Source organism: Dactylosporangium fulvum (assembly GCF_025137375.1).
GTDB classification, from domain to species: Bacteria; Actinomycetota; Actinomycetes; order Mycobacteriales; family Micromonosporaceae; genus Dactylosporangium; species Dactylosporangium fulvum.
This window is the reverse complement of the sequence record NZ_CP073720.1, coordinates 3,938,436-3,959,372: the sequence shown is the minus strand read 5'-3', so window position 1 is coordinate 3,959,372 and position 20,937 is coordinate 3,938,436. Positions and strand designations below refer to the sequence as shown.

Below are 20,937 nucleotides of genomic sequence, written 5' to 3'. Positions count from 1 at the left end.
GGTCAGCATTGCCCCGCCCACCCGTGCGGCGGACGTGCCCGAGTGGGCCGACGACGTCGTCGGCGAGCTGCCCTACCCGGTCGTGTTCGCCACCGTCAGCGGCGCGCACCTCTACGGCTTCGCCTCCGTCGACTCCGACCTCGACCTACGCTCCTGTCACGTCCTGCCGCTCGACGAGGTCGTCGGCCTGCACACCGGCCCGGACACCCTCCAGGTCGGCGGCGAGCGCGGCGGCGTCGAGCTCGACGTCGTCAGCCAGGAGCTGGCGAAGTTCGTCCGGCTGCTGCTGAAGCCCAACGGCTACGTCCTGGAGCAGCTCCTCTCCCCCTTGGTCGTGCGCACCTCACCGCTGCACGAGGAGCTGACCGCCCTGTCGCGCCACTGCCTGACCTCGGAGCACGCCCGGCATTACCTCGGCTTCGCCGCCGGCCAGTGGCAGCTGTTCCAGCGGACCGGCGAGCTCAAACCGGCCCTCTACACGCTGCGCGTCCTGCACACCGGCATCCACCTCATGCGCACCGGCGAGCTCCAGGCCGACCTGCGGGTGCTCGCCTCGCTGCCCTACCTCCCCGACCTGATCGAGGCGAAGAAGGCCGGCGAGCACCGCCTCCTCCCGGAAGGCCTGGTGTCCCCCGAGCGGCTGGCCGCCGACGTGCAGGCGCTGACGGCCACGCTGGAGTCCGCCCGCGACGCCTCACACCTGCCGGCGGCGCCGTCGGCCGGCAAGGCCCTCGACGCGCTGCTCATCCGGACCCGCCTCGGCCATGGCTGACCGGTCATCCGCGATCCTCGCGTTCCACGCCGGTCTCACCGGACCGACCTGGAAGGTCGCCGGCTGGGGCAGCGCCGAGCTGCAGCGGATCCGCTTCGACGCCCTGCTGCGCACCACCGCCTACGCCGGCGGCTCCGTCCTGGACTGGGGCTGCGGCCCCGCCGACCTCTACTTCCACCTGCGCACGCTCGGCCTGCCCTTCGACTACACCGGCGTGGACCTCGACCCGCGCATGGTCGAGCTGGCGACGGACCGCGGCGTGCCGCGCGTCGAGCCGGCCGGCCCCGGCTTCCGCCCGCGACGCACCTACGACTACGTCTTCGCCAGCGGCATCTTCCAGTTCCAGGACCCGGACGACCCCCTCTACCACCTGGACATCCTGGAGGCCATGTACGACAGCTCCGCGCGGGCCGCCGCGGCGACGTTCCTGAGCGCGGCCCGCCCGACGGACGCGCGGGCGGACGACGAGCTCTACGTCGACCCGGCGGCGATGGTGCGGATCGCGTCGGCGATCACCGACCGCTGGGTGCTCGACCACTCGTACCACCCGGACGCCGGCGACCTCACGCTCGCCCTGCTCCACGGGCCGGTCTGACGGCGCACGCTACCGGCTGGGGCGGCCCCGAGGCCGCTGCGCCTCCACGGGGTCACCCGACCGTGCTGCTAGCATTCCCCCGGTTACCTGCGAGCCGGGGGGAAGTGAGCGTGGTGGACCGGCAGGGGCTCGGGCCCGTCCTGACCGTCCCCAACCTCATCAGCTTCACGCGCCTGCTCGGCGTGCCCCTGTTTCTGTACCTGCTCCTCGCCACCGACGCGACCGGCTGGGCGATCGGCGTGCTCGTCGTCGGCGGGCTGAGCGACTGGGTCGACGGGTTCGCCGCGCGGCGCCTCAAGCAGGTCAGCCGCCTCGGTGAGCTGCTCGACCCGCTCGCCGACCGGCTGTACATCCTGGCGACCCTCTTCGCGCTGACGTACAAGGACGTCGTGCCGTGGTGGTTCACGATCGCGCTGCTCGCCCGTGAGGCCGTCATGGTGTTGTGCCTGGTCGTGCTACGGATCCTCGGGCACGGGCCGCCGCCGGTGCACTACGTCGGCAAGACGGCCACCGCCATCCTGCTCATGGGCTTCCCGATGATGCTGCTCGCGAAGTACAGCGAGGCGGCCCGGGCCTGGGCGGAGCCGAGCGGCTGGGCCCTGCTGTGGTGGGGCATCGTCCTGTACTGGGTGGCGGCCGTCTTCTACTTCATCCAGGCCGGGATCCACGTGCGGGCCGGCCGCGTGGAAGCCGCCGACGCGCCGTGACCTCCGCTCGCCGCGACGACCTGCTGGCCGAGCTGTTCCGCGCACCACTCGATCCCGGGTATGCGGACGCGGCCGCGTCCGGCAAGCCGCCCGCGAAGTGGGGCCGCTGGGCGCGGGCGGTGGTGCTCGCCGCGACGGGGTTCCTGCTCGCGGTGGCCTACCACCAGGTGGTCGCCGAGGCGCCGAGCGCCAGCCGGGCCCGGGCCGACCTGGTCGCCGACGTGCGGTCGCGCCAGAAGGCCACCGACGACCTGCAGCGGCGCGCCGAAGAGCTGCGCACGCAGGTCGACCAGGCGCGTGACGACGCACTCGCGGACAGCGACAGTGCCGTCCGCCTCCGCCGGCTGGCCGCCGGCGCCGGCACGGGCAAGGTCACCGGGGACGGCGCGGTGGTGCGGGTCGTCGACGCGCCGCCGAAGGTCGACCCGGTCACCGGCGAGACCGACGAGGAGAACCTCGGCCTGGTCCTCGACCGGGACCTCCAGGACATCGCCAACGGGCTGTGGCGCAGTGGCGCCGAGGCGATCGCGATCAACGGCCAGCGGCTCACCTCGACCAGCACGATCCGCGCCGCCGGCGGCGTGATCCTGGTCGACTTCAAGCCCGTGACCAGTCCGTACGAGGTGGCCGCGATCGGACCGGGCGACCTCGCCGCCACGTTCGAGAAGTCGCCGACGGCCAAGCGGTTCAAGCGGTACGTCGACTCGTACCGCATGCAGTTCAGCGTGAAGAAACGGACAGGCCTGGTGCTGGCCGCCGCTCCCGAGGCCCCGCTGCGCTACGCCCGTCCGCCGTCTCCGTCCCCGTCTCGATCTGCCTCTGGAGGTCCTCGATGATCGCCGTACTCGCCCTGGCCATCGGGGTGGCGGCCGGTATCTTCCTGGAGCCCACGGTCCCGTTGGCGCTGGTGCCGTATCTGCCGATCGCCGTGGTGGCGGCGCTCGACGCGGTGTTCGGCGGGGTGCGCGCCAAGCTGGACGGCATCTTCGACGACAAGCAGTTCGTGATCTCGTTCGTGTCGAACGTGCTGGTGGCGGGGCTCATCGTCTATCTCGGCGACCAGTTGGGCGTGGGCGGTCAGCTGTCGACCGGCGTCGTGGTCGTCCTGGGCGTGCGCATCTTCGGCAACGTGGCCGCCATCCGCCGACACCTGTTCCGCGCATGAGCGGTCCGGAGCGAAGCGGAGGGGCCGCTCATCATGAGCACAGGGTGGAGCTCAGGCGGCCGGAGCGAAGCGGAGGGCGCATGAGCAGCACCGGCAAGCCCGAAACCCCGGAAACCCCGGAAACTCCCGAAACCCCGGAGACCGCCGCCGCTCCGCGGTCGCGCCGGCGGACGGTCCCCGCCAACGCCGTCATCGCGGTCCTGCTGGCCCTGCTGGGGTTCGCGCTCGTCGTGCAGTTCAAGGCGGGCAACTCCGACGCCGAGCTCGCCTCCGCCCGCCCCGAGGACCTGGTCCGCATCCTGTCCGATCTCGACTCCCAGCAGGACCGCCTCCGGCACGAGATCAACGATCTCGAGGAGACCCGCCGCCAGCTCGACTCCGGCGCCCAGAGCCGCGACGCCGCCCTCGCCGAGGCCCGCAAGCGCGCCGACGAGCTGGGCATCCTCGCCGGCACCCTGCCCGCCGAAGGGCCCGGGCTGGAGATCGGCTTCACACCCGGCACCGAACGGATCAAGTCCGAGACGATCCTCGACGCGGTGGAGGAACTGCGCGGTGCCGGAGCCGAGGCGATGCAGGTCAACGGCGCCAACGGCGCCGCGGCGCGGATCGTCGCGTCGACGTACTTCGTCGACGGGGACAACAACCGTCTGGTGGTCGACGGGTCGGATCTCACGGCACCGTATACGATCATGGTCATCGGCGGACCTGACACCATGCGGACGGCGCTGAACATCCCGGGAGGGGTCGTGGACAGCGTCCGGCAGCACGGCGGTACGGTTTCCCTGCGCGAAGCGGATCCGGTGCGCGTGACCGCGTTGCACAATGCCGGTGAGTTGAAATACGCAAAGCCCGCCTGAGAAGAAGGACCGACGTGATTCCCGAGGATCTGCGTTACACGGCCGAGCACGAGTGGCTCGCACCCGCCGATGCGGGAGCCTTCAAGGTCGGCATCACCCACTTCGCCCAGGACGCGCTCGGCGACATCGTCTTCGTCCAGCTGCCCGAGGTGGGCGCCACCGTCAAGGCGGGCGACTCGCTCGGCGAGGTGGAGTCGACCAAGAGCGTCTCGGAGATCTACGCGCCGGTCTCCGGTGAGGTCGTGGCCGTGAACCCGGCCCTGGAGGGAGCGCCCGAGCTGCTCAACTCGGATCCGTACGGCGAGGGCTGGCTCGTGCAGCTGAAGGCCGACGACCCGTCGGCGGTCGACGGCCTGCTCGACGCCGCCGCCTATCGAGAGCTGACCGAAGCAGCGTAAGTAGCAAGTGACAGGGAATACGGTAGGCAGCTGCCGCGCGTCCGGTTGACCCGTTATTTCGGGCGTGACTAGGCTCGCTCAGTCAACCGTATGTGTTCTTGGCATCGGTGCCGCGGCAGCCGGTCGTGCGCACCCCTGTCGTAGCGGAAGACACCCGTGAAGACCGACCGTGAGGTGGTTCGATGACGCGCCCAGACGACGAGTTTCCCCCGCTCGACGTCACGTCCACGCTCAACCTTGGCGCCATTGAGGATGCCATCGAGGGGCCGGACACCGACGTGGTGCCGACCCGCGTGTCGGGCTCCCTGCCACCGGGCACCGCGCTCCTCGCGGTCCGCCGTGGGCCCAACGCCGGCGCCCGGTTCCTGCTCGACCACGACGTGACGACGAGCGGCCGCCACCCGGACAGCGACATTTTCCTCGACGACGTCACCGTCTCCCGGCGGCACGCCGAGTTCCACCGCGAGGGCGGCACGTTCACGGTTCGCGACGTGGGCAGCCTCAACGGCACCTATGTCAACCGCGAGCGGGTCGAGGCGGCGACGCTGAGCAACGGCGACGAGGTCCAGATCGGCAAGTTCCGCCTCGTGTTCGTGGCAGGACCGCGCCCCGACGAGAGCTGAGGCGATGACAGGGGCGTCGGCGGCCGCCTGGAATCCTGCAACCCCGGGTGACGAGGTCACCCGGGGCGAGCGTCTCATGAGCATCGGTGAGGTGCTCGCGCAGCTGCGCGGCGACTTCCCCGACATCACCATCTCCAAGCTGCGGTTCCTGGAGGCGGAAGGGCTCGTCGAGCCGCGCCGCACGCCGGCCGGCTATCGCAAGTACACCTGGACCGACATCTCCCGGCTGCGCTACGTCCTGACCGCGCAACGCGACCAGTATCTCCCCCTGCGGGTGATTCGCGAGCACCTGGCGACGATGCGGGAGCCGCTGACCGAGGTCGCGCCGCAGCCGGCCGCGCCCGCGGTCGAGGTGCGGCTCACCCGCGACGAGCTGCTCGAGCGGTCCGGCCTCGACGACGTGCTGCTCAAGTCCCTGGAGGAGCACGGCCTCATCCGGACCCGCAACGGCTACGACGCCGACGCGCTCGAGGTCGCCACGGCCGCGGCCCGGCTCGCCGAGTTCGGCGTCGAGCCCCGGCACCTGCGGGCCTACCGGGCCGCCGCCGACCGCGAGATCGGCCTCTTCAGCCAGCTCGTCACGCCGCTGACCCGGCAGAGCGGGCCGGCGGGCCGGGCCCGGGCGGCCGACACGGTCCACGAGCTCGCCGCGCTCACCCAGCGGGTGCATGCCGCGTTGGTCCGAGCCGGGCTCCGCGAAATCCTGGGCAAATGACCCATTGGTGGCGTGAACACCGGCGGCGAGGCCGGTGAACACCGGCCGGACGGCGGGCGATCTTCGCCACTGGGCGCATCGGAGCGGCCTCGCGAGTGGCACGACTGCCGCCCGGTCCGTGTAACGTGCAGGGAGAGGCAAGTCGACACGGAGGCGGCAGTGCGAGAGCTGAATGTGGTCGGGGTTCGTGTGGAGCTGCCTACCAATCAGCCCATCGTGTTGCTCAAGGAGGTTGACGGCGACCGCTACCTGCCGATCTGGATCGGTGCGGTGGAGGCGACCGCGATCGCTTATGAGCAGCAGGGGGTCAAGCCCGCCCGGCCGCTCACCCACGATCTCATGCGGGACATGCTGGCGGCCCTGAAGGCCCCGCTGCGCGCCGTCGAGATCGTGGAGATGCGCGACAACATCTTCTATGCCGAGCTGGTCATCGGCGACAACGTGCGGGTGTCCGCCCGTCCGAGTGACTCGATAGCGCTGGCGCTGCGGGTCGGCGCCCCGATCCGCTGCGCGGACCAGGTCCTCACCGAGGCCGCCATCGTCATCCCGGACGAGCAGGAGGACGAGGTCGAGAAGTTCCGCGAGTTCCTGGAGCAGGTCCGTCCGGAGGACTTCGCGGGCTAGGCTTCCTGACTCAGGACGGTTGGTGCCTCCTCGGCACGTCCCTTCCCGCCGTCTGTCCGTGGCTTTTTTCGTCCCGAGGACGGCGGTCCGGGGTGTGGGATGATGGTGTTCGCCGAACGACGCGTAGGGGGCGGCGCACCGACACGCGGCGTGTCGCGGCGTTACCTCCCCGCTGACCCTCAAGGTGCGCTATAGGGTTGCGGGTGTTGACGCTGGAGGTGGGTCGCAATGCAACAGCCGCCCGATCCCGGGATATCCGGTCATGCCGCCGAACAGGCCGCTGACCCCGGACAGGTGACGTCCGGCAGCCGTGTCGACGCCGACGACGTCGGCTACCGCGGGCCGACGGCCTGCCACGCTGCCGGCATCAGCTACCGCCAGCTCGACTACTGGGCCCGCACGGGCCTCGTGGTCCCCAGCGTCCGCGACGCCGCCGGCTCCGGCAGCCAGCGCCTCTACTCGTTCCGGGACATCGTCGTCCTCAAGGTCGTGAAGCGCCTCCTGGACGCCGGCGTCTCGCTGCAGAACATCCGCAAGGCCATCGAAACCCTGCGCTCCCGCGGCGCCGACGACCTGGCCGGCATCACGCTCATCTCCGACGGGACCACGGTCTACGAGTGCCGTTCCCCGGAAGAGGTCGTCGACCTGCTTCAGGGCGGCCAGGGTGTCTTCGGCATCGCGATCTCCGGCGCCTTCAAGGAGATCGAGGGCACCCTGTCCCACCTCCCGGCCGAGGCCGCCACCCCCGGCGAAGACCTCCCGGCAACCCCGGACGATCTCCCCGACACGGGCGACGAACTGGCCCTGCGCCGAGCCCGCCGCCGGGCGGGCTGAGCGTGCACCGGCTTCCTGCGCGCCACGAGGGGCTGACCATCTGCAGGTAGGTAGGCTGCGCGCATGGCATTCCGCGGCTGGAAGGTCGAGGCGCTCGAGTTCTACGAGGGGCTCGAGGCGGACAACTCGAAGACGTACTGGACCGCGCACAAGGCGGTCTACGACGAGCTGGTGCGCGCGCCGATGACCGAGCTGCTCGCCGAGCTGGAGCCGGAGTTCGGCCCGGCGAAGATCTTCCGGCCGTATCGGGACGTGCGGTTCAGCGCCGACAAGTCGCCGTACAAGACCTCGTGCGCGGCGTCGTTCGAGCGCGGCGGCTATGTCCAGCTGACCGCGCAGGGCCTGGCCGCGGGCATCGGCGTCTACATGATGGACGCGCCGCGGCTGGCCCGGTTCCGTCAGGCGGTCGCCGACGACAGCAGCGGCGTGCCGCTGCAGAAGATCGTGGACGACCTGACCGGCCAGCACTACTCGATCACGGCACGCGAGCAGCTGAAGACGGTCCCGCGGGGCTTCGACAAGGAGCACCCGCGGGCCCGTCTGCTGCGGCACAAGGGCCTGATCGCCTGGCACCAGTTCCCCCTGGCCGCGTGGCTGGGCACGGCGAAGGCCAAGGGGCACCTGGAGCGCTTCTACCGGACCTGCGCCCCGCTCCAGGAGTGGCTCGAGGCACACACCGGCTAACGGCGTTCGACGGCCGCCATGACGACGTCGAACTGGTCGGTGGCGACGCGGGCGGCCGCGTCCCGTTCGGCTGCCTCGCGGGCGGCCGCCTCGGTCCACAGGTGGCCCTCGGCGCGCATCGCGGCCCGGGCCGCGTCCGCGCCGGCCTGCCACGCCGCCTCCTGAGCGGCCTCCGTCTCGGCATCCGGCACGGCGTGGCGCAGCGAGCCGACCGGGACTACGGGCGCGTCGGCGAGCAGATTGCCCGGCGGGACGAACACGACCGGCAGGCCGCTGCCGAGGACGGTGGCGGCGCGCCGGGCCTCGAAGGCCGGGGCCTCGTCGACGGCGGCGCCGTAGATCGCCGCGGTCCGGGCCGCGATCGCGTGCCAGGAGTGCCGGTCGCGGACCATCTGCCGGGCGCGGGTGGCGAGGGTCTGGGCGAACAGCGGGTCCTGGAGCAGGGCACCCACCGCGTCGGCGAGGCCGTCGGGCTCCCCGACGGGGAACCGGACGCCGGTGACGCCGTGCTCGACGATCGAGGCGAGCCCGCCGGCCGAGGCCACCACGAGGGCGGCACCGGACGCGGCCGCCTCCAGGGCGACGGTGCCGGTGGGTTCATACCGGCTGGGCATGACAAACGCGTCCGCGGCGGCCAGGACGGCGGCGAGGGTGCGCTGGTCGAGCCGGCCGGGGAAGCTCACCGCGCGGTGCAGCTTGAGCCGGCGGGCCTCCTCGATCAGGGCGCCGCGGTGGTCGCCGTCACCGGCGACGACGGCGCGGGTGCCGGGGTGCCGCTCACGGATCGCGGGCAGCGCCGCCAGGAGGTCCTGGACGCCCTTCTCGGCGACGAGGCGCCCGGCGTACACCAGCAGCGGCCCCTCACCCGCGAACCGCAGGCGGGCCGAGAGCACGGCGCGGGGCTCCGCGGTCCAGACCTCCGGGTCGATGCCGCCCGGCACCACGTCGACCCGCTCGGCGGGGACGTCGAAGAGGTGCTGGACCTCCCAGCGCAGGTATTCGGTCGGCACGATCACCCGGCAGGCCTCGGAGCCGAGCCACCACTCGACGGAGTGGACCGAGCGGCTGGTCTCGCCCGGGAGGTACCCCTGGTGGCGGCCGGCCTCGGTGGCCTGCAGCGAGGCGACGAACGGGATGCCGAAGTGCTCCTTGAGCCTGACGGCGGCGTGGGTGACGAGCCAGCCGTGCGCGTGGATCACCTCGTAGCCGCCGGCGGGCGCGGTGCGGATCGCCGTGTCGGCGAGGAGGTGGTTGACCGCCATGGTGTGGCTGAGGTCGGGGTCGTCGGTCGCGCCCGGCGCGGCCGGGGCGTGGACGATACGCACACCGTCGACGACGGTGTCGGGCGCACCGCAGTGGCGCGTCGCGACGGTGACCTCATGTCCCGCCGCGACCAACGCGGCGGAGAGGGCGGCGATCCGCCCGGTCGGCTCGATGGATGGACACTCCCAGGCGATCATCAATACGCGCATTGCGGATCCCTCTCGTCGCCGACTGTCACCGTAGCGCGTTCCGGCGCTTGCGCGGACCGGCTTCGTGGGTCAACTTCACTTTTCCCGACTTCCCGTTCTGTGCAGGTTGCAACCTGCAGTTCTGCCTGATCACGGCACGCGCATGCAGCACCGCCGCGACGGACCGCGCCGAGAACGGCGCGCCGGTCGCGCGGTGTGGTGCGTCACCCTCCGCGATCTCGCTCACCGATCCGAGACCGCACTCGCCCAAATGTGCCTCAACGGCGGTCAGCGCCGCGTCCACCGGCAGGCCGGCGGCACACCGCGCGTCGACGTACGGACCGAGCAACCACGGCCACACCGTTCCCTGGTGATATGCGGTGTCCCGCGGTCCCACTCCGCCCCGATGGCTCCCGTGGTATCCGAACTCGTTGGGCGCGAGCGTACGCAGCCCGAGCGGGGTCAGCAACGTGGAACCCACCGCACGCAGCACGGTCTCGCGCAGGCGCGGCTCGTCGGCGGCCGGCGCGAACGGCAGGCTGAAGGCGAGCAGCTGGTTGGGGCGCAGCACGGCGTCGTCGTGGACCCCGCCGCCGCCTTTCGGGTAGGGCGCGGGCCGCGCGTCGACGACGTCGAAGAGCCAGCCGTCGGGCGCCCGGAACCGCTTGATGAACTGCGCGCGGACGGCGTCGCGGCGGCCCTGGACCACGGAGGCGTTCCGGCCGCACCGCTCCCGCAGGGCGCTGACGGCGCCGAGGGCGTTGGCCCACAGGGCGTTGAGCTCGACCGGCTTGCCGTCGCGCGGGGTCACCGGGCCGCGGGGGAACCGCGCGTTCATCCAGGTGAGGCCGGAGTGGTCGGCGTCGATGACGAGCAGCCCGTCGGCGGGGTCGACGGTGACGCCGTCGCGGGTGCCCTTGGTGTACGCGGCGACGACCCCTTCGAGCGCGGGCAGCAGTTCGGCGGCGAGGTCGGTGTCGTCGGTACGGGCGACGTGCCGCTCGACGGCGTGGACGTACCACAGCGGCCCGTCGGCGTCGCCGAGCGCCTCGGTGCGCAGCCGCTCGCCCAGCGACGCGTGGGCCCGCAGCAGCCGCCGGCCCTCGTCGTGCCGGCCGGTGTGCAGGAACAGCCCCTCGTACGCGGTCATCGTGTCGCGCAGGTAGCTGCCGAACCAGGGGTAGCCGGCGACGACGGCCGGTGCCCCGTCGTCGCCGGTGACGATGAACTGGTCGGCGGCGAGGACGAGCGCCTTGTCGGCGGCCTCGCGCGCGCCGGCCGCCCGCACGAGCCTGCGGGCCCGGCGGCGGGCCTCCTGGATCACGGCTCCGGCACGCGGCGGCGCGGTGTCGAGACCCCCGGAACCGCCGCCCGACCAGGCGGCGACGTCCAGCGACTCCCCCATGGCGAGCGTGGCGGTGAAGCTACCGGCGGCCCACAGGTCCTCGACCGGGTTCAGGCCGCGGGCGGCCTCCTCGCGGGCATAGGCGCCGAGGTACCAGTCCCCGACCGGCTGGAACCCGGGGCCCGCGATGCGGTACGCCCCCTCGACCTCGATCCCGCCGGTGTCCCCGATCGGTTCGACGGTGAGGGGCGGGCCGGTGCGGTCGCGTTCGGTGTCCGCGTCGCGCCAGGTGCACAGGGCGGTGAGTGTCAGCTCCACCGAGCTTCCGGCCGGGGCGCCGACGAGCCGGTGGACGACGGCCACCGCGTTGCGGCCGTGGACCATGGCCAGCTCGCGCTCCAGCACGAACTCGCCGACGCGCCACCGCCAGCGCGGCACACCCTCGTTCAGCTGGAACTGTTCCAGCAGGTGGTGCCCGGTCGGCTCGATGGCGCCGGACGCCCACTCGTGGACGCCGAGCCGGACGGTGACCCCGCCGGGTAGTGTCAGGACCGGGTCCAGCGCGGCGAGCGCGAGACGCCGGTCGGGGGTGACCAGCAACCCGTGATAGCGCCGCGTGCGAAGACCCGCGACGGTGCCGGTCGCATATCCCCCGAGTCCGTCGGTGACCAGCCATTCCGACTCGAACCCCGTGGCCGATGTGCAGACATGCGGGCCGACGGTCATCACCGTTCCTGGGGGCATGTGCCCAACTATGATCCGAACCCCCTCGGTTCAAACGCTCGCCACGACGGAATTCGCCGGAGGTTCACTCTCGAGCGCTGCCGGAGATCCGGCGGCGAACCGCCGACGATTCATTATCGAGTGCATTGGGCATATGCCAGCCAGCTTCGCGCGTACCCGCGCGTGAACTTTCGAAGCACGTAACACTGTGGCAACGGTGGAACCGTTGAGCTGCGGCGCCACACCGGGTGCCACGACATAGCAGGACGGGGGCGGACATGCAGGTTTGGCCGGGCAACCGGTACCCGTTGGGCGCGACCTACGACGGACAGGGCACCAACTTCGCAATCTTCAGCGAGGTGGCCGAGTCGGTCGAGCTGTGCCTGTTCGACGACAACGACGTCGAGGAGCGCATCAAGCTGGTCGAGGTCGACGCGTTCGTGTGGCACGCCTATCTGCCGGGTGTCGAGCCGGGACAGCGCTACGGATTCCGGGTGCGCGGGCCGTACGACCCGGCGCGCGGGCTGCGCTGCAACCCGCACAAGCTGCTGCTCGACCCGTACGCGAAGGCGATCGACGGTGACATCAACTGGGATCCGGCCGTCTACGGGTACGACTTCAACGATCCCGAGCAGATGTCGACGACGGACTCCGCGCCCTTCATGCCGAAGGCCGTGGTCGTCAACCCGTACTTCGACTGGGGCAACGACGCCGCCCCGCGGGTGCCGTACCACCACACGGTCGTCTACGAGGCGCACGTCCGCGGCCTGACGATGCGCCACCCGGACGTGCCGGAGGAGCTGCGCGGCACGTACGCGGGCATCAGCCACCCGGCGATCGTCGAGCACCTGAAGCGGCTCGGGATCACCGCGCTGGAGCTGCTGCCGGTGCATCACTTCGTGCACGACCAGCGCCTGGTCGAGCTCGGCCTGTCGAACTACTGGGGCTACAACACGATCGGCTTCTTCGCGCCGTACCACGGCTACGCCCGCCGGCACCGGGGACAGCAGGTCCAGGAGTTCCGCGGCATGGTCAAGGCACTGCACTCGGCCGGCATCGAGGTGATCCTCGACGTGGTCTACAACCACACCGCCGAGGGCAACCACCTGGGCCCGACGCTGGGGTTCAAGGGCCTGGACAACGGCCACTACTACAAGCTCGACGACGACGACAACCGCTACTACACCGACTACACGGGCACCGGCAACAGCCTCAACGTCCGCAACCCGCACACCCTGCAGCTGATCATGGACTCGCTGCGGTACTGGGTGACCGAGATGCGCGTCGACGGCTTCCGCTTCGACCTCGCGTCCACCCTGGCGCGCGAGTTCTACGAGGTCGACCGGCTGTCGACGTTCTTCGAGGTCGTGCAGCAGGACCCGGTCGTCAACCAGGTGAAGCTCATCGCCGAGCCCTGGGACGTCGGGCCGGGCGGCTACCAGGTCGGTAACTTCCCGCCGCTGTGGACGGAGTGGAACGGCCGATTCCGGGACACCGTGCGCGACTTCTGGCGCGGCGAGCCGGCCACGCTGGGCGAGTTCGCGTCGCGGATCTGCGGCTCGGCCGACCTCTACCAGGACGACGGCCGCCGCCCGTTCGCCAGCATCAACTTCGTCACCTGCCACGACGGGTTCCCGCTCAACGACCTGGTCTCGTACAACGAGAAGCACAACGAGGCCAACATGGAGGACAACCGGGACGGGGAGAACCACAACCGCTCCTGGAACTGCGGCGTGGAGGGGCCGACCGACGACCCGCGGATCAACGCGTTGCGCGCCAAGCAGCGGCGCAACTTCCTCACCACGCTGATGCTGTCGCAGGGCGTGCCGATGATCTGCGCCGGTGACGAGCTGGGCCGCACCCAGCGGGGCAACAACAACGCGTACTGCCAGGACAACGAGATCAGCTGGACCGACTGGGAGAACGTCGACGAGCAGCTGCTCGCGTTCACGCGCGGCCTGGCCCTGTTCCGGGAACGGCACCGGGTGTTCCGCCGGCGCCGGTTCTTCACCGGCCGGCCGGTGGCCCGCGCCGAGGGCACCTCGATCCCGGACGTGGCCTGGTTCGCCACCGACGGGCGGCAGATGACCGAGGAGGACTGGGACAACCACTTCGGCAAGGCGCTGATGCTGTTCGTCAACGGCGAGTCGATCACCGAGCGGGGCTCGCACGGCGAGCGGCACGTCGACGACTCGTTCCTGCTGTGCTTCAACGCCCACTCCGATCCGCTGGAGTTCGTCGTGCCGTCCCAGGAGTACGGCAAGGAGTGGGAGCTGGTGATCGCGACCGCGGCAGGCCCGGCCCGCGACGGCGTCTCGTACACCGCCGGCGGCACGATCACGGTGCCGGACCGTTCGCTCGTCGTGCTGGACCGCACCGTATGAGCGTCCCGAAGAGCACCTACCGGGTGCAGGTCCGGCCGGACTTCGACCTCGACACGACGGCGGAACTGGCCGGCTACCTGCACGACCTGGGCGTCGGTCACCTCTACACGGCGCCGCTGCTGACCGCGACACCCGGCTCGCCGCACGGCTACGACGTCGTCGACCCGCGGCAGGTCAACCCGCGGCTCGGCGGGGCGCCGGCCCTGGACCGGCTGGCCGGGGCGCTGCGCACGCGGGGCCTCGGCCTGGTCGTCGACATCGTGCCCAACCACATGGGCCTGTTCCAGCCGGCCGCCAACCCGATGTGGTGGGACGTGCTGGCCAACGGGCGCGGCTCGCGGTACGCGGACTGGTTCGACATCGACTGGGACGCCGGCCCGCTCGTCGTGCCGGTGCTCGGCTCGCCGCCGGCCGTCGAGGACCTCCGGGTCGAGGACGGTGAGCTGCGGTACTTCGAGCACCGGTTCCCGATCGCGGCCGGCACCGGCGACGGCACGCCGCAGGAGGTGCACGAGCGGCAGCACTACCGGCTCGTGTACTGGCGGGAGGGCGGCGAGCGGCTCAACTACCGCCGGTTCTTCGCGGTGACCGAGCTGGCCGGCCTGCGGGTGGAGGACCCCGCGGTCTTCGAGGCGACCCACGCGGAGATCCTGCGCTGGGTGCGTGAGGGCCTCGTCGACGGCATCCGGGTCGACCATCCGGACGGGCTGCGCGACCCCGGCGGCTACCTCGCCCGGCTGCGCGAGCGGGCCCCGGACGCCTGGCTGGTGGTGGAGAAGATCCTGGAGCGCGGCGAGCCGCTGCCGCCGCAGTGGCCGGTCGACGGCACGACCGGCTACGACGCCCTCGCCGAGGTGTGCGGCCTGTTCGTCGACCCGGCCGCCGACAACGGCGACACCTCCTGGCCCGAGGAGGCGCACGCGCAGAAGCTCGACGTGACCAGGCGGCTGTTCCAGGCCGAGCTGCACCGCCTCGGGCGCCTCGGCGATCCCGCCTGGGAGGAGGCGCTCGCCGAGCTGGCGGCGTGCTACGACGTGTACCGCACCTACCTGCCGTACGGCCTCGCGGACTTCGACCACGCGGTCACCGAGGCCCGCCGCCGGCGGCCCGACCTGGACTTCGACCCGCTGGTCCCCCGGCTCACCGACCCGGCCGACGAGCTCGCCGCGCGGTTCCAGCAGCTCACCGGCGCGGTCATGGCCAAGGGCGTCGAGGACACGGCGATGTACCGCTGGAACCGGTTCGTCGCCCTCAACGAGGTCGGCGGCGACCCGTCGCGCTTCGGCGTGCCGCCCGAGGAGTTCCACGCCGCCGCGGAGCGCCGCCGCGCCGAGTGGCCGGCCGGCATGACCACGCTGTCGACCCACGACACCAAGCGCGGCGAGGACGTGCGGGCCCGCCTGGCCGTCCTCAGCGAGCTGCCCGAGGAGTGGGCCTCGGTGTCGGGCCGCTGGCGGGCCGCGGCGCCGCTGCCGGACCCGTCGTTCGAGGACCTGTTCTGGCAGACGATCGTCGGCGCCTGGCCGATCTCGCGCGACCGCCTGCACGCCTACTTCGTGAAGGCGGCCCGGGAGGCGAACCGCTCGACGTCCTGGAGCGACCCGTCCGAGGAGTTCGAGGCGGCGTTCGCCGCCGTGCTCGACCGGGTCTTCACCGACCTCCGCGGCGAGGTCGAGGAGGTCGCGGCCCGCGTCACCCCGTTCGGCTGGAGCAACTCGCTGGGCCAGAAGCTGGTGCAGCTGACGATGCCCGGGATCCCCGACGTGTACCAGGGCACCGAACTCTGGGAGAACTCGCTCGTCGACCCGGACAACCGCCGGCCGGTCGACTTCGGCGAACTGCGCGACATGCTGGCGGCCCTCGACGCCGGCACCGTCCGCCCTCCCGTCGACGTCTCCGGCGCCGCGAAGCTGCTGGTGGTCAGCCGGGCACTGCGGCTGCGGCGGGACCGTCCCGAGCTCTTCCAGCGGTACCACCCGGTGCAGGCGACCGGCGGGGGCGTGTCCCACGTCGTGGCGTTCGACCGGGGCGGGGCGCTGACCGTGGCCACCCGGCTGCCGGTCGGGCTGGCCGCGCGGGGCGGCTGGGGCGACACCGAGCTGAAGCTGCCCGGCGGCGACTGGACCGACGTGCTGACCGACCGGCCGGTGGCCGGCCCCGGTCTCGCCGAACTGCTCGACACGTATCCGGTGGCCTTGCTGGTCCGTCGATGACGGGGGTCTGACAGTGGAGTTTCGGGTTTGGGCGCCGTCCGCACGGCGGGTCTCGTTGCGGGTCGGCGCCGACACGGTGCCGATGACCCGGGACGGGCAGTGGTTCGTGGCCTCCGCGGAGTCCGCGGCGCACGGCACCGACTACGGCTTCGTCCTCGACGGCGAGGACCGGCCGCTGCCGGACCCGCGGTCGCGGTGGCAGCCCTCGGGCGTCCACGGCCTGAGCCGGGTCTACGACCACTCGCGCCACACGTGGGGCGACGCGGCGTGGACCGGCCGCCAGCTGCCCGGCAGCGTCGTCTACGAGCTGCACGTGGGCACGTTCACGCCCGCGGGCACCTTCGACGCGGCGATCGAACGCCTGCCGCACCTGGTCGACCTCGGTGTCGACCTCGTCGAACTGCTCCCGGTCAACACGTTCAACGGCGAGTGGAACTGGGGCTACGACGGCGTCGGCTGGCACGCGGTCCAGGAGTCGTACGGCGGGCCGGACGGCCTGAAACGCTTCGTCGACGCCGCCCACCAGGCCGGTCTCGGCGTGATCATCGACGCGGTCTACAACCACTTCGGCCCCTCTGGGGCGTACGCGCCGCGGTTCGGCCCCTACCTGTCCGGCGGCGCGAACACGTGGGGCCGCTCGCTCAACCTGGACGAGGCCGACTCCGGCGAGGTCCGCCGGTTCATCATCGACAGCGCCCTGCAGTGGCTGCGCGACTACCACGCCGACGGCCTGCGCCTCGACGCCGTCCACGCCCTGGTCGACCGGGGCGCGACGCACCTGCTGGAGGAGCTGGCGGTCGAGGTCGACGCGCTGTCGGCGGCGCTCGGCCGTCCGCTGTCGCTGATCGCCGAGTCCGACCTCAACGACGCGAAGCTCGTCACCGCGCGGGAGGGCGGCGGCTACGGCCTGCACGCCCAGTGGGACGACGACGTGCACCACGCCCTGCACGCGATGCTGACCGGCGAACGGCAGGGCTACTACGGCGACTTCGGCTCCCCCGCGTGCTTCGCCACGGTGTGGACGTCCGCGTTCTGGCACGCCGGGACGTGGTCGTCGTTCCGCCGCCGGGTCCACGGCCGGCCGGTCGACCGGTCCCGGATCCCGGGCCACCGGTTCGTGGTGTGCCTGCAGAACCACGACCAGATCGGCAACCGCGCGGTGGGCGACCGGCTGACGGCGTCGCTCTCCCCCGGCCTGCTGCGCGTCGCCGCGACGCTGCTGCTGACCTCGCCGTTCACCCCGATGCTGTTCATGGGCGAGGAGTTCGCGGCCCGCACCCCGTGGCAGTTCTTCACCAGTCACCCCGAGCCGGCCCTGGCCGCCGCGGTCGCCGACGGCCGCCGGTCGGAGTTCGCCGAGCACGGCTGGCTCTCGGACGACGTGCCCGACCCGCAGGACCCGGCGACGTTCGAGCGGTCGAAGCTGGACTGGTCGGCGCGGGACGAGTCGATGCTGGACCTGTACCGGACGCTGATCCGCCTGCGGAAGTCGGTGCCGGGCCTGGCGGATCCGCGGCTGGACCGGGTGCGGGTCGTCCACGACGAGGGTGTGCTGCTGATCGAGCGGGGCGCCCGCACGGTGGTGGCCAACCTGACGAAGGACCCGCGGACGGTCCCGCTGTCCGCCGGCCGCATCCTGTTCACGACGGACGAGGCGGCGGTCCTCCAGTCCGGCTCGGTGACCCTCCCGGCCGAGTCCGCGCTGATCCTCTGACCCTCCTCCCGCCACCCCTCACACACGCCGGGGTCGCGGCGGGCGGGCCGGTACCCGGGTTGACAAGGCGGCACTGGCCGCATTAGATAACCAGTAGGTTAGATAACCAACTGGTAAGGTAACCGATGGTCACAGATCGCCTCAGCACCACCTTCGCGGCGCTGGCGGACCCCACCCGGCGCGCCATCCTGGCCCGGCTCACGCAGGGCGAGGCCACCGTCAAGGAACTCTCCGCACCGTTCGACATGAGCGGGCCGGCGATCTCCAAGCACCTCCGGGTGCTCGAGAACGCCGGTCTCATCTCCCGTGGCCGCGAGGCTCAGTGGCGGCCGTGCCGGCTGGAGGCCGCGCCGTTGAAGGAGGTGGCCGAGTTCACGGACGAATACCGGCGCTTCTGGGACGAGAGCTACGCACGGCTCGACGCCTACCTGCAACTTCTCCAGGATCAGACGATCCCGGACCCACTTCCCCGAGACGAGGAGCCACACGATGGTCATGACCGGTGAGCTGGGCGTCACCACGTTCGAGCTGCCCAGCGACGAGGAGGTCCGGATCATCCGGACCGTCGCCGCGCCCCGCGGACTCGTCTTCGACGTCCACACCAAGGCCGAACACCTGCCGAGGTGGATGGTCGGCCCGCCCGGCTGGACGATGCCGGTGTGCGAGATCGACCTGCGGCCCGGCGGCCGGTTCCGTTACCTGTGGCGGTCGGCCGAAGGGGGCGAGCTCACGATCACCGGCACCTACCACGAGGTGATCCGCCCCGACCGGCTGGTCAGCAGCGAGACGTGGAGCGACGGCGACTGGCCGGAGACCCGCAACACGGTGACGTTCACCGAGCACGACGGACGCACGACGATCATCACCACGGTCCGGTACGTCTCACAGGAGGCCCGCGACAACGCCCTGCACAGCGGCATGAAGGACGGCATGGACGCGGGTTACGCGCAGCTGGAGGCGTACCTCGCGACGGTCGAGCCGGCCGTCGCCGTGCCCGCGATGCGCCTGGAGCTGGTGCCGGTGCCGGTCGCCGACGTCGACGTGGCGCTCGCGTTCTACGAGGGCCGGCTCGGCTTCACCGTCGACCACGACGTGCAGCCCGGCAACGGTTCCCGGGTCACGCAGCTGACCCCGCCCGGCTCGTCGTGCTCGATCGTGCTCTACAAGGACCTGCCGGGCCTGGACCTGCCGACGGGCACGCTGCGGGGCCTGCACCTGGTCGTCGACGACATCCACAAGTCCCGCGAGGCGCTGCTGGCCCGCGGTGTTGCGGTCGCCGGCGTCGACGACCTGGGCGGCATCCTCTACGCCGCGTTCGCCGACCCGGACGGCAACACCTGGCTGCTGCAGGAGATCCCGCCGGGCTCGCGGCGCCCCGCGGAGTTCGACACCGGCCCTAGCGCCCGTTGAACAGGTCCGCGATCTGCCGCATCCGCGCGTCGCCGGTCAGGTCGTCGAGGTGCAGCGGCAGCGGGATGCGCCAGTTCGGGTACTGGTCGGTCGTCCCCGGCAGGTTCGGCTGGCGGACGACGCCGAGGACGTCGTAGGGCGAGGCGAGCACGACCCGGCACGGGGTGCGTCTGAGCAGCTGGTGCATGGCGAGGACAATCTCCTCGTCGGTGCTGTCGGGCTCGGTGAGCCCTTCGGCGTCGAGCAGGTCGAGCAGCGCGGCGCGTTCCTTCGCCGCGTCGGCCCACTCGTCCTTGACGTCGCGGCCGAGGACCCCGGCCTCGGCGCGGGCGAGGACGTGCTCACCGGCGAGGAACCCGGCCGCGGTCGGCAGGTCGTGGGTGGAGATGCTGGCCACGGCGTTGGCGGGCCACTCGGCGGGCGGCAAAAACGCGCCGCCGGCGTCACGGGTGAACCACAGCACCGCGGAGCCGAGGACGTTGCGCTCCTGCAGGGTGGTGGTGACGACGGGCTCGACGGTGCCGAGGTCCTCGCCGACGACCACGGCACCGGCCCGGGCGGCCTCCTCGACGAGGATGCCGAGCATCGCGGCGTCGTCGTAGTGCACGTAGGTGCCTTCGGCGGCGCCGCGGCCCGGCGGCACCCACCACAGCCGCCACAGCCCGGCGACGTGGTCGACGCGCAGCCCGCCGGCATACCGGAAGATCCCGCGGAGCAGGTCCCGGTAGGCGCGGTAGTCGCTCGCGGCGAGCCGGTCCGGGCGCCAGGTGGCGAGGCCCCAGTCCTGGCCCTGCTGGTTGAACGCGTCGGGCGGCGCGCCGATGCGGGCGCCCTGGGCGATGACGTCCTGGAGGGTCCAGGCGTCGGCGCCGCCGGGGTCGATGCCGACGGCGAGGTCGTGGATGATCCCGACGGCCATCCCGGCGGCGGCCTCGTTGGCGGCGGCGAGCTGCTCCGCGCAGCGCCGCTGCAGCCAGGCGTGGAACGCGACCCGGCCGGCGGGCGCGGCCGCGTCGGCGTCCGGCGAGGGGCGGCGCAGCTCGCCGGGCCACTGCCGCCAGTCGGCGCCGTGGATCTCGGCGAGGGCCGTGTAGGTGGCGAAGTCCCGCAGCGCCGGGTCGAGGGCCGGGTCGAGGGCCTGCTCGCCGGGCCCGGCGTCGAACAGCAGCCGCAGTGCCGCCCGCTTGGCGCGCCACACGCCGTCGTAGTCGATCAGCTCTTCGGCGGTGGGCTGCGGTGGCCGCAACGCGTCGACCCGCGCCCGCAGCGCCGGCTCCGCGGCGCGGTACTCGGGCAGGTCGGCGATGCGCAGGTACAGCGGGTTGACGAAGCGGCGGCTCGACGGCGAATACGGCGAGGCGGGCAGCGGGTCGACGGGCGCGACGGCGTGCAGCGGGTTGACCAGGATCGCGCCGGCGCCGGTGGACGCGGCCCAGCGGGTGAACTCGGCGAGGTCGGCGAAGTCGCCGACGCCCCACGAGCCGGCGGAACGCACCCCGTACAGCTGGAGCATCCATCCCCACGTGCGCGGCGGCTCGGGCAGCGTGGCGGCCCCGCCGGCCTGTGACCGGGGCGCCGGCCGCGGCCCGAGCAGGTCGAGCACCGCCTCGACGACGGCGGGGTCGATGTCGACGCGCCGCCGGCCGGCGGTCTCGTACCAGGTGGCGACGCCGTGCGCGGCGGCGCGGGCGCTCAACGGCTCTGCCGGGGTGGACACGGGAAC

The 20,937-nt window shown here is 72.2% G+C and carries 20 protein-coding genes; 17 read left to right on the top strand and 3 right to left on the bottom strand.

All coding sequences use genetic code 11. The features are described 5' to 3' along the window. Positions 1 to 7: 7 nt before the first annotated feature. From Dfulv_RS18750 to Dfulv_RS18695, 12 genes are all read left to right on the top strand, one after another. Complete coding sequence (locus Dfulv_RS18750) at positions 8 to 772, top strand: nucleotidyltransferase domain-containing protein (RefSeq protein ID WP_259867756.1); 765 nt, start codon at positions 8 to 10, stop codon at positions 770 to 772. Continuing rightward, positions 765 to 1,367: a class I SAM-dependent methyltransferase gene (locus Dfulv_RS18745; RefSeq protein ID WP_259865254.1), complete on the top strand. Its 603-nt coding sequence runs from the start codon at positions 765 to 767 to the stop codon at positions 1,365 to 1,367. Before Dfulv_RS18750 ends, Dfulv_RS18745 begins: the two co-directional genes overlap by 8 nt. Before the next feature lie 110 nt (positions 1,368 to 1,477). Continuing rightward, positions 1,478 to 2,074, top strand: coding sequence for a CDP-alcohol phosphatidyltransferase family protein (locus Dfulv_RS18740; RefSeq protein WP_259865252.1), 597 nt, complete (start codon positions 1,478 to 1,480; stop codon positions 2,072 to 2,074). Beyond that, on the top strand, positions 2,071 to 2,910 hold the full coding sequence (locus Dfulv_RS48405; protein WP_264675839.1) for a DUF881 domain-containing protein: 840 nt from the start codon (positions 2,071 to 2,073) through the stop codon (positions 2,908 to 2,910). Before Dfulv_RS18740 ends, Dfulv_RS48405 begins: the two co-directional genes overlap by 4 nt. Beyond that, positions 2,907 to 3,239: a small basic family protein gene (locus tag Dfulv_RS18730; RefSeq protein WP_259865251.1), complete on the top strand. Its 333-nt coding sequence runs from the start codon at positions 2,907 to 2,909 to the stop codon at positions 3,237 to 3,239. Before Dfulv_RS48405 ends, Dfulv_RS18730 begins: the two co-directional genes overlap by 4 nt. Next, on the top strand, positions 3,236 to 4,096 hold the full coding sequence (locus tag Dfulv_RS18725; RefSeq protein WP_406567973.1) for a DUF881 domain-containing protein: 861 nt from the start codon (positions 3,236 to 3,238) through the stop codon (positions 4,094 to 4,096). Before Dfulv_RS18730 ends, Dfulv_RS18725 begins: the two co-directional genes overlap by 4 nt. Positions 4,097 to 4,110: 14 nt before the next feature. Then, on the top strand, positions 4,111 to 4,494 hold the full coding sequence (gene gcvH, locus Dfulv_RS18720; RefSeq protein WP_259865246.1) for a glycine cleavage system protein GcvH: 384 nt from the start codon (positions 4,111 to 4,113) through the stop codon (positions 4,492 to 4,494). A 182-nt stretch (positions 4,495 to 4,676) separates the two neighbouring features. Next, complete coding sequence (gene odhI, locus Dfulv_RS18715) at positions 4,677 to 5,117, top strand: oxoglutarate dehydrogenase inhibitor Odhl (RefSeq protein WP_190250201.1); 441 nt, start codon at positions 4,677 to 4,679, stop codon at positions 5,115 to 5,117. 76 nt (positions 5,118 to 5,193) lie between these two features. After that, positions 5,194 to 5,832, top strand: coding sequence for a transcriptional regulator FtsR (gene ftsR / locus Dfulv_RS18710; RefSeq protein ID WP_259865244.1), 639 nt, complete (start codon positions 5,194 to 5,196; stop codon positions 5,830 to 5,832). A 159-nt stretch (positions 5,833 to 5,991) separates the two neighbouring features. Then, complete coding sequence (locus Dfulv_RS18705) at positions 5,992 to 6,456, top strand: bifunctional nuclease family protein (protein ID WP_259865241.1); 465 nt, start codon at positions 5,992 to 5,994, stop codon at positions 6,454 to 6,456. A 228-nt stretch (positions 6,457 to 6,684) separates the two neighbouring features. Then, entirely contained in the window at positions 6,685 to 7,290 is a 606-nt protein-coding gene (locus Dfulv_RS18700; RefSeq protein WP_259865238.1) for a MerR family transcriptional regulator, read from the top strand. Between the two features lie 63 nt (positions 7,291 to 7,353). Continuing rightward, on the top strand, positions 7,354 to 7,974 hold the full coding sequence (locus Dfulv_RS18695; RefSeq protein WP_259865236.1) for a DUF2461 domain-containing protein: 621 nt from the start codon (positions 7,354 to 7,356) through the stop codon (positions 7,972 to 7,974). Here Dfulv_RS18695 and Dfulv_RS18690 read toward each other — a convergent pair. Beyond that, positions 7,971 to 9,446 carry a glycosyltransferase family 4 protein gene (locus tag Dfulv_RS18690; RefSeq protein ID WP_259865234.1) on the bottom strand — a complete coding sequence of 492 codons (1,476 nt, stop codon included), beginning with the start codon at positions 9,444 to 9,446 and terminating at the stop codon, positions 7,971 to 7,973. The two genes, Dfulv_RS18695 and Dfulv_RS18690, sit on opposite strands and share 4 nt — an antisense overlap. A gap of 25 nt (positions 9,447 to 9,471) precedes the next feature. After that, the gene (locus tag Dfulv_RS18685) at positions 9,472 to 11,514 is read right to left on the bottom strand and encodes an amylo-alpha-1,6-glucosidase (RefSeq protein WP_319805805.1); all 2,043 of its coding nucleotides are present in this window, start codon (positions 11,512 to 11,514) and stop codon (positions 9,472 to 9,474) included. 257 nt (positions 11,515 to 11,771) lie between these two features. Between Dfulv_RS18685 and glgX the strand changes: the two genes are divergently transcribed. From glgX to Dfulv_RS18660, 5 genes are all read left to right on the top strand, one after another. Further along, a complete protein-coding gene (glgX, locus tag Dfulv_RS18680) occupies positions 11,772 to 13,877 on the top strand; it encodes a glycogen debranching protein GlgX (RefSeq protein ID WP_259865232.1) in 2,106 nt (701 codons plus the stop codon). Continuing rightward, positions 13,874 to 16,090 carry a malto-oligosyltrehalose synthase gene (gene treY / locus Dfulv_RS18675; protein WP_259865231.1) on the top strand — a complete coding sequence of 739 codons (2,217 nt, stop codon included), beginning with the start codon at positions 13,874 to 13,876 and terminating at the stop codon, positions 16,088 to 16,090. The genes glgX and treY overlap by 4 nt, the downstream gene beginning before the upstream one ends. Positions 16,091 to 16,097: 7 nt before the next feature. Continuing rightward, positions 16,098 to 17,804, top strand: coding sequence for a malto-oligosyltrehalose trehalohydrolase (gene treZ, locus Dfulv_RS18670; RefSeq protein ID WP_259867751.1), 1,707 nt, complete (start codon positions 16,098 to 16,100; stop codon positions 17,802 to 17,804). Positions 17,805 to 17,929: 125 nt separating this feature from the next. After that, a complete protein-coding gene (locus Dfulv_RS18665) occupies positions 17,930 to 18,310 on the top strand; it encodes an ArsR/SmtB family transcription factor (RefSeq protein ID WP_259865230.1) in 381 nt (126 codons plus the stop codon). Further along, positions 18,294 to 19,214: an SRPBCC domain-containing protein gene (locus tag Dfulv_RS18660; RefSeq protein ID WP_259865229.1), complete on the top strand. Its 921-nt coding sequence runs from the start codon at positions 18,294 to 18,296 to the stop codon at positions 19,212 to 19,214. The genes Dfulv_RS18665 and Dfulv_RS18660 overlap by 17 nt, the downstream gene beginning before the upstream one ends. Here the strand turns inward: Dfulv_RS18660 and malQ are convergent. Next, positions 19,201 to 20,931, bottom strand: a complete 1,731-nt coding sequence (malQ, locus tag Dfulv_RS18655; protein WP_259865228.1) for a 4-alpha-glucanotransferase — start codon at positions 20,929 to 20,931, stop codon at positions 19,201 to 19,203. The two genes, Dfulv_RS18660 and malQ, sit on opposite strands and share 14 nt — an antisense overlap. Positions 20,932 to 20,937: the final 6 nt, after the last annotated feature.

What these genes read in the sequence shown, in the direction of transcription:
- Dfulv_RS18745 (WP_259865254.1), top strand. Translation starts at nt 765, where the DNA reads ATGGCTGACCGGTCATCCGCGATCCTCGCGTTCCACGCCGGTCTCACC.
- Dfulv_RS18730 (WP_259865251.1), top strand. Translation starts at nt 2,907, where the DNA reads ATGATCGCCGTACTCGCCCTGGCCATCGGGGTGGCGGCCGGTATCTTC.
- Dfulv_RS18725 (WP_406567973.1), top strand. Translation starts at nt 3,236, where the DNA reads ATGAGCGGTCCGGAGCGAAGCGGAGGGGCCGCTCATCATGAGCACAGG.
- odhI (WP_190250201.1), top strand. Translation starts at nt 4,677, where the DNA reads ATGACGCGCCCAGACGACGAGTTTCCCCCGCTCGACGTCACGTCCACG.
- ftsR (WP_259865244.1), top strand. Translation starts at nt 5,194, where the DNA reads ATGAGCATCGGTGAGGTGCTCGCGCAGCTGCGCGGCGACTTCCCCGAC.
- Dfulv_RS18700 (WP_259865238.1), top strand. Translation starts at nt 6,685, where the DNA reads ATGCAACAGCCGCCCGATCCCGGGATATCCGGTCATGCCGCCGAACAG.
- Dfulv_RS18695 (WP_259865236.1), top strand. Translation starts at nt 7,354, where the DNA reads ATGGCATTCCGCGGCTGGAAGGTCGAGGCGCTCGAGTTCTACGAGGGG.
- Dfulv_RS18690 (WP_259865234.1), bottom strand. Translation starts at nt 9,446, where the DNA reads ATGCGCGTATTGATGATCGCCTGGGAGTGTCCATCCATCGAGCCGACC.
- Dfulv_RS18685 (WP_319805805.1), bottom strand. Translation starts at nt 11,514, where the DNA reads ATGCCCCCAGGAACGGTGATGACCGTCGGCCCGCATGTCTGCACATCG.
- glgX (WP_259865232.1), top strand. Translation starts at nt 11,772, where the DNA reads ATGCAGGTTTGGCCGGGCAACCGGTACCCGTTGGGCGCGACCTACGAC.
- treY (WP_259865231.1), top strand. Translation starts at nt 13,874, where the DNA reads ATGAGCGTCCCGAAGAGCACCTACCGGGTGCAGGTCCGGCCGGACTTC.
- Dfulv_RS18665 (WP_259865230.1), top strand. Translation starts at nt 17,930, where the DNA reads ATGGTCACAGATCGCCTCAGCACCACCTTCGCGGCGCTGGCGGACCCC.
- Dfulv_RS18660 (WP_259865229.1), top strand. Translation starts at nt 18,294, where the DNA reads ATGGTCATGACCGGTGAGCTGGGCGTCACCACGTTCGAGCTGCCCAGC.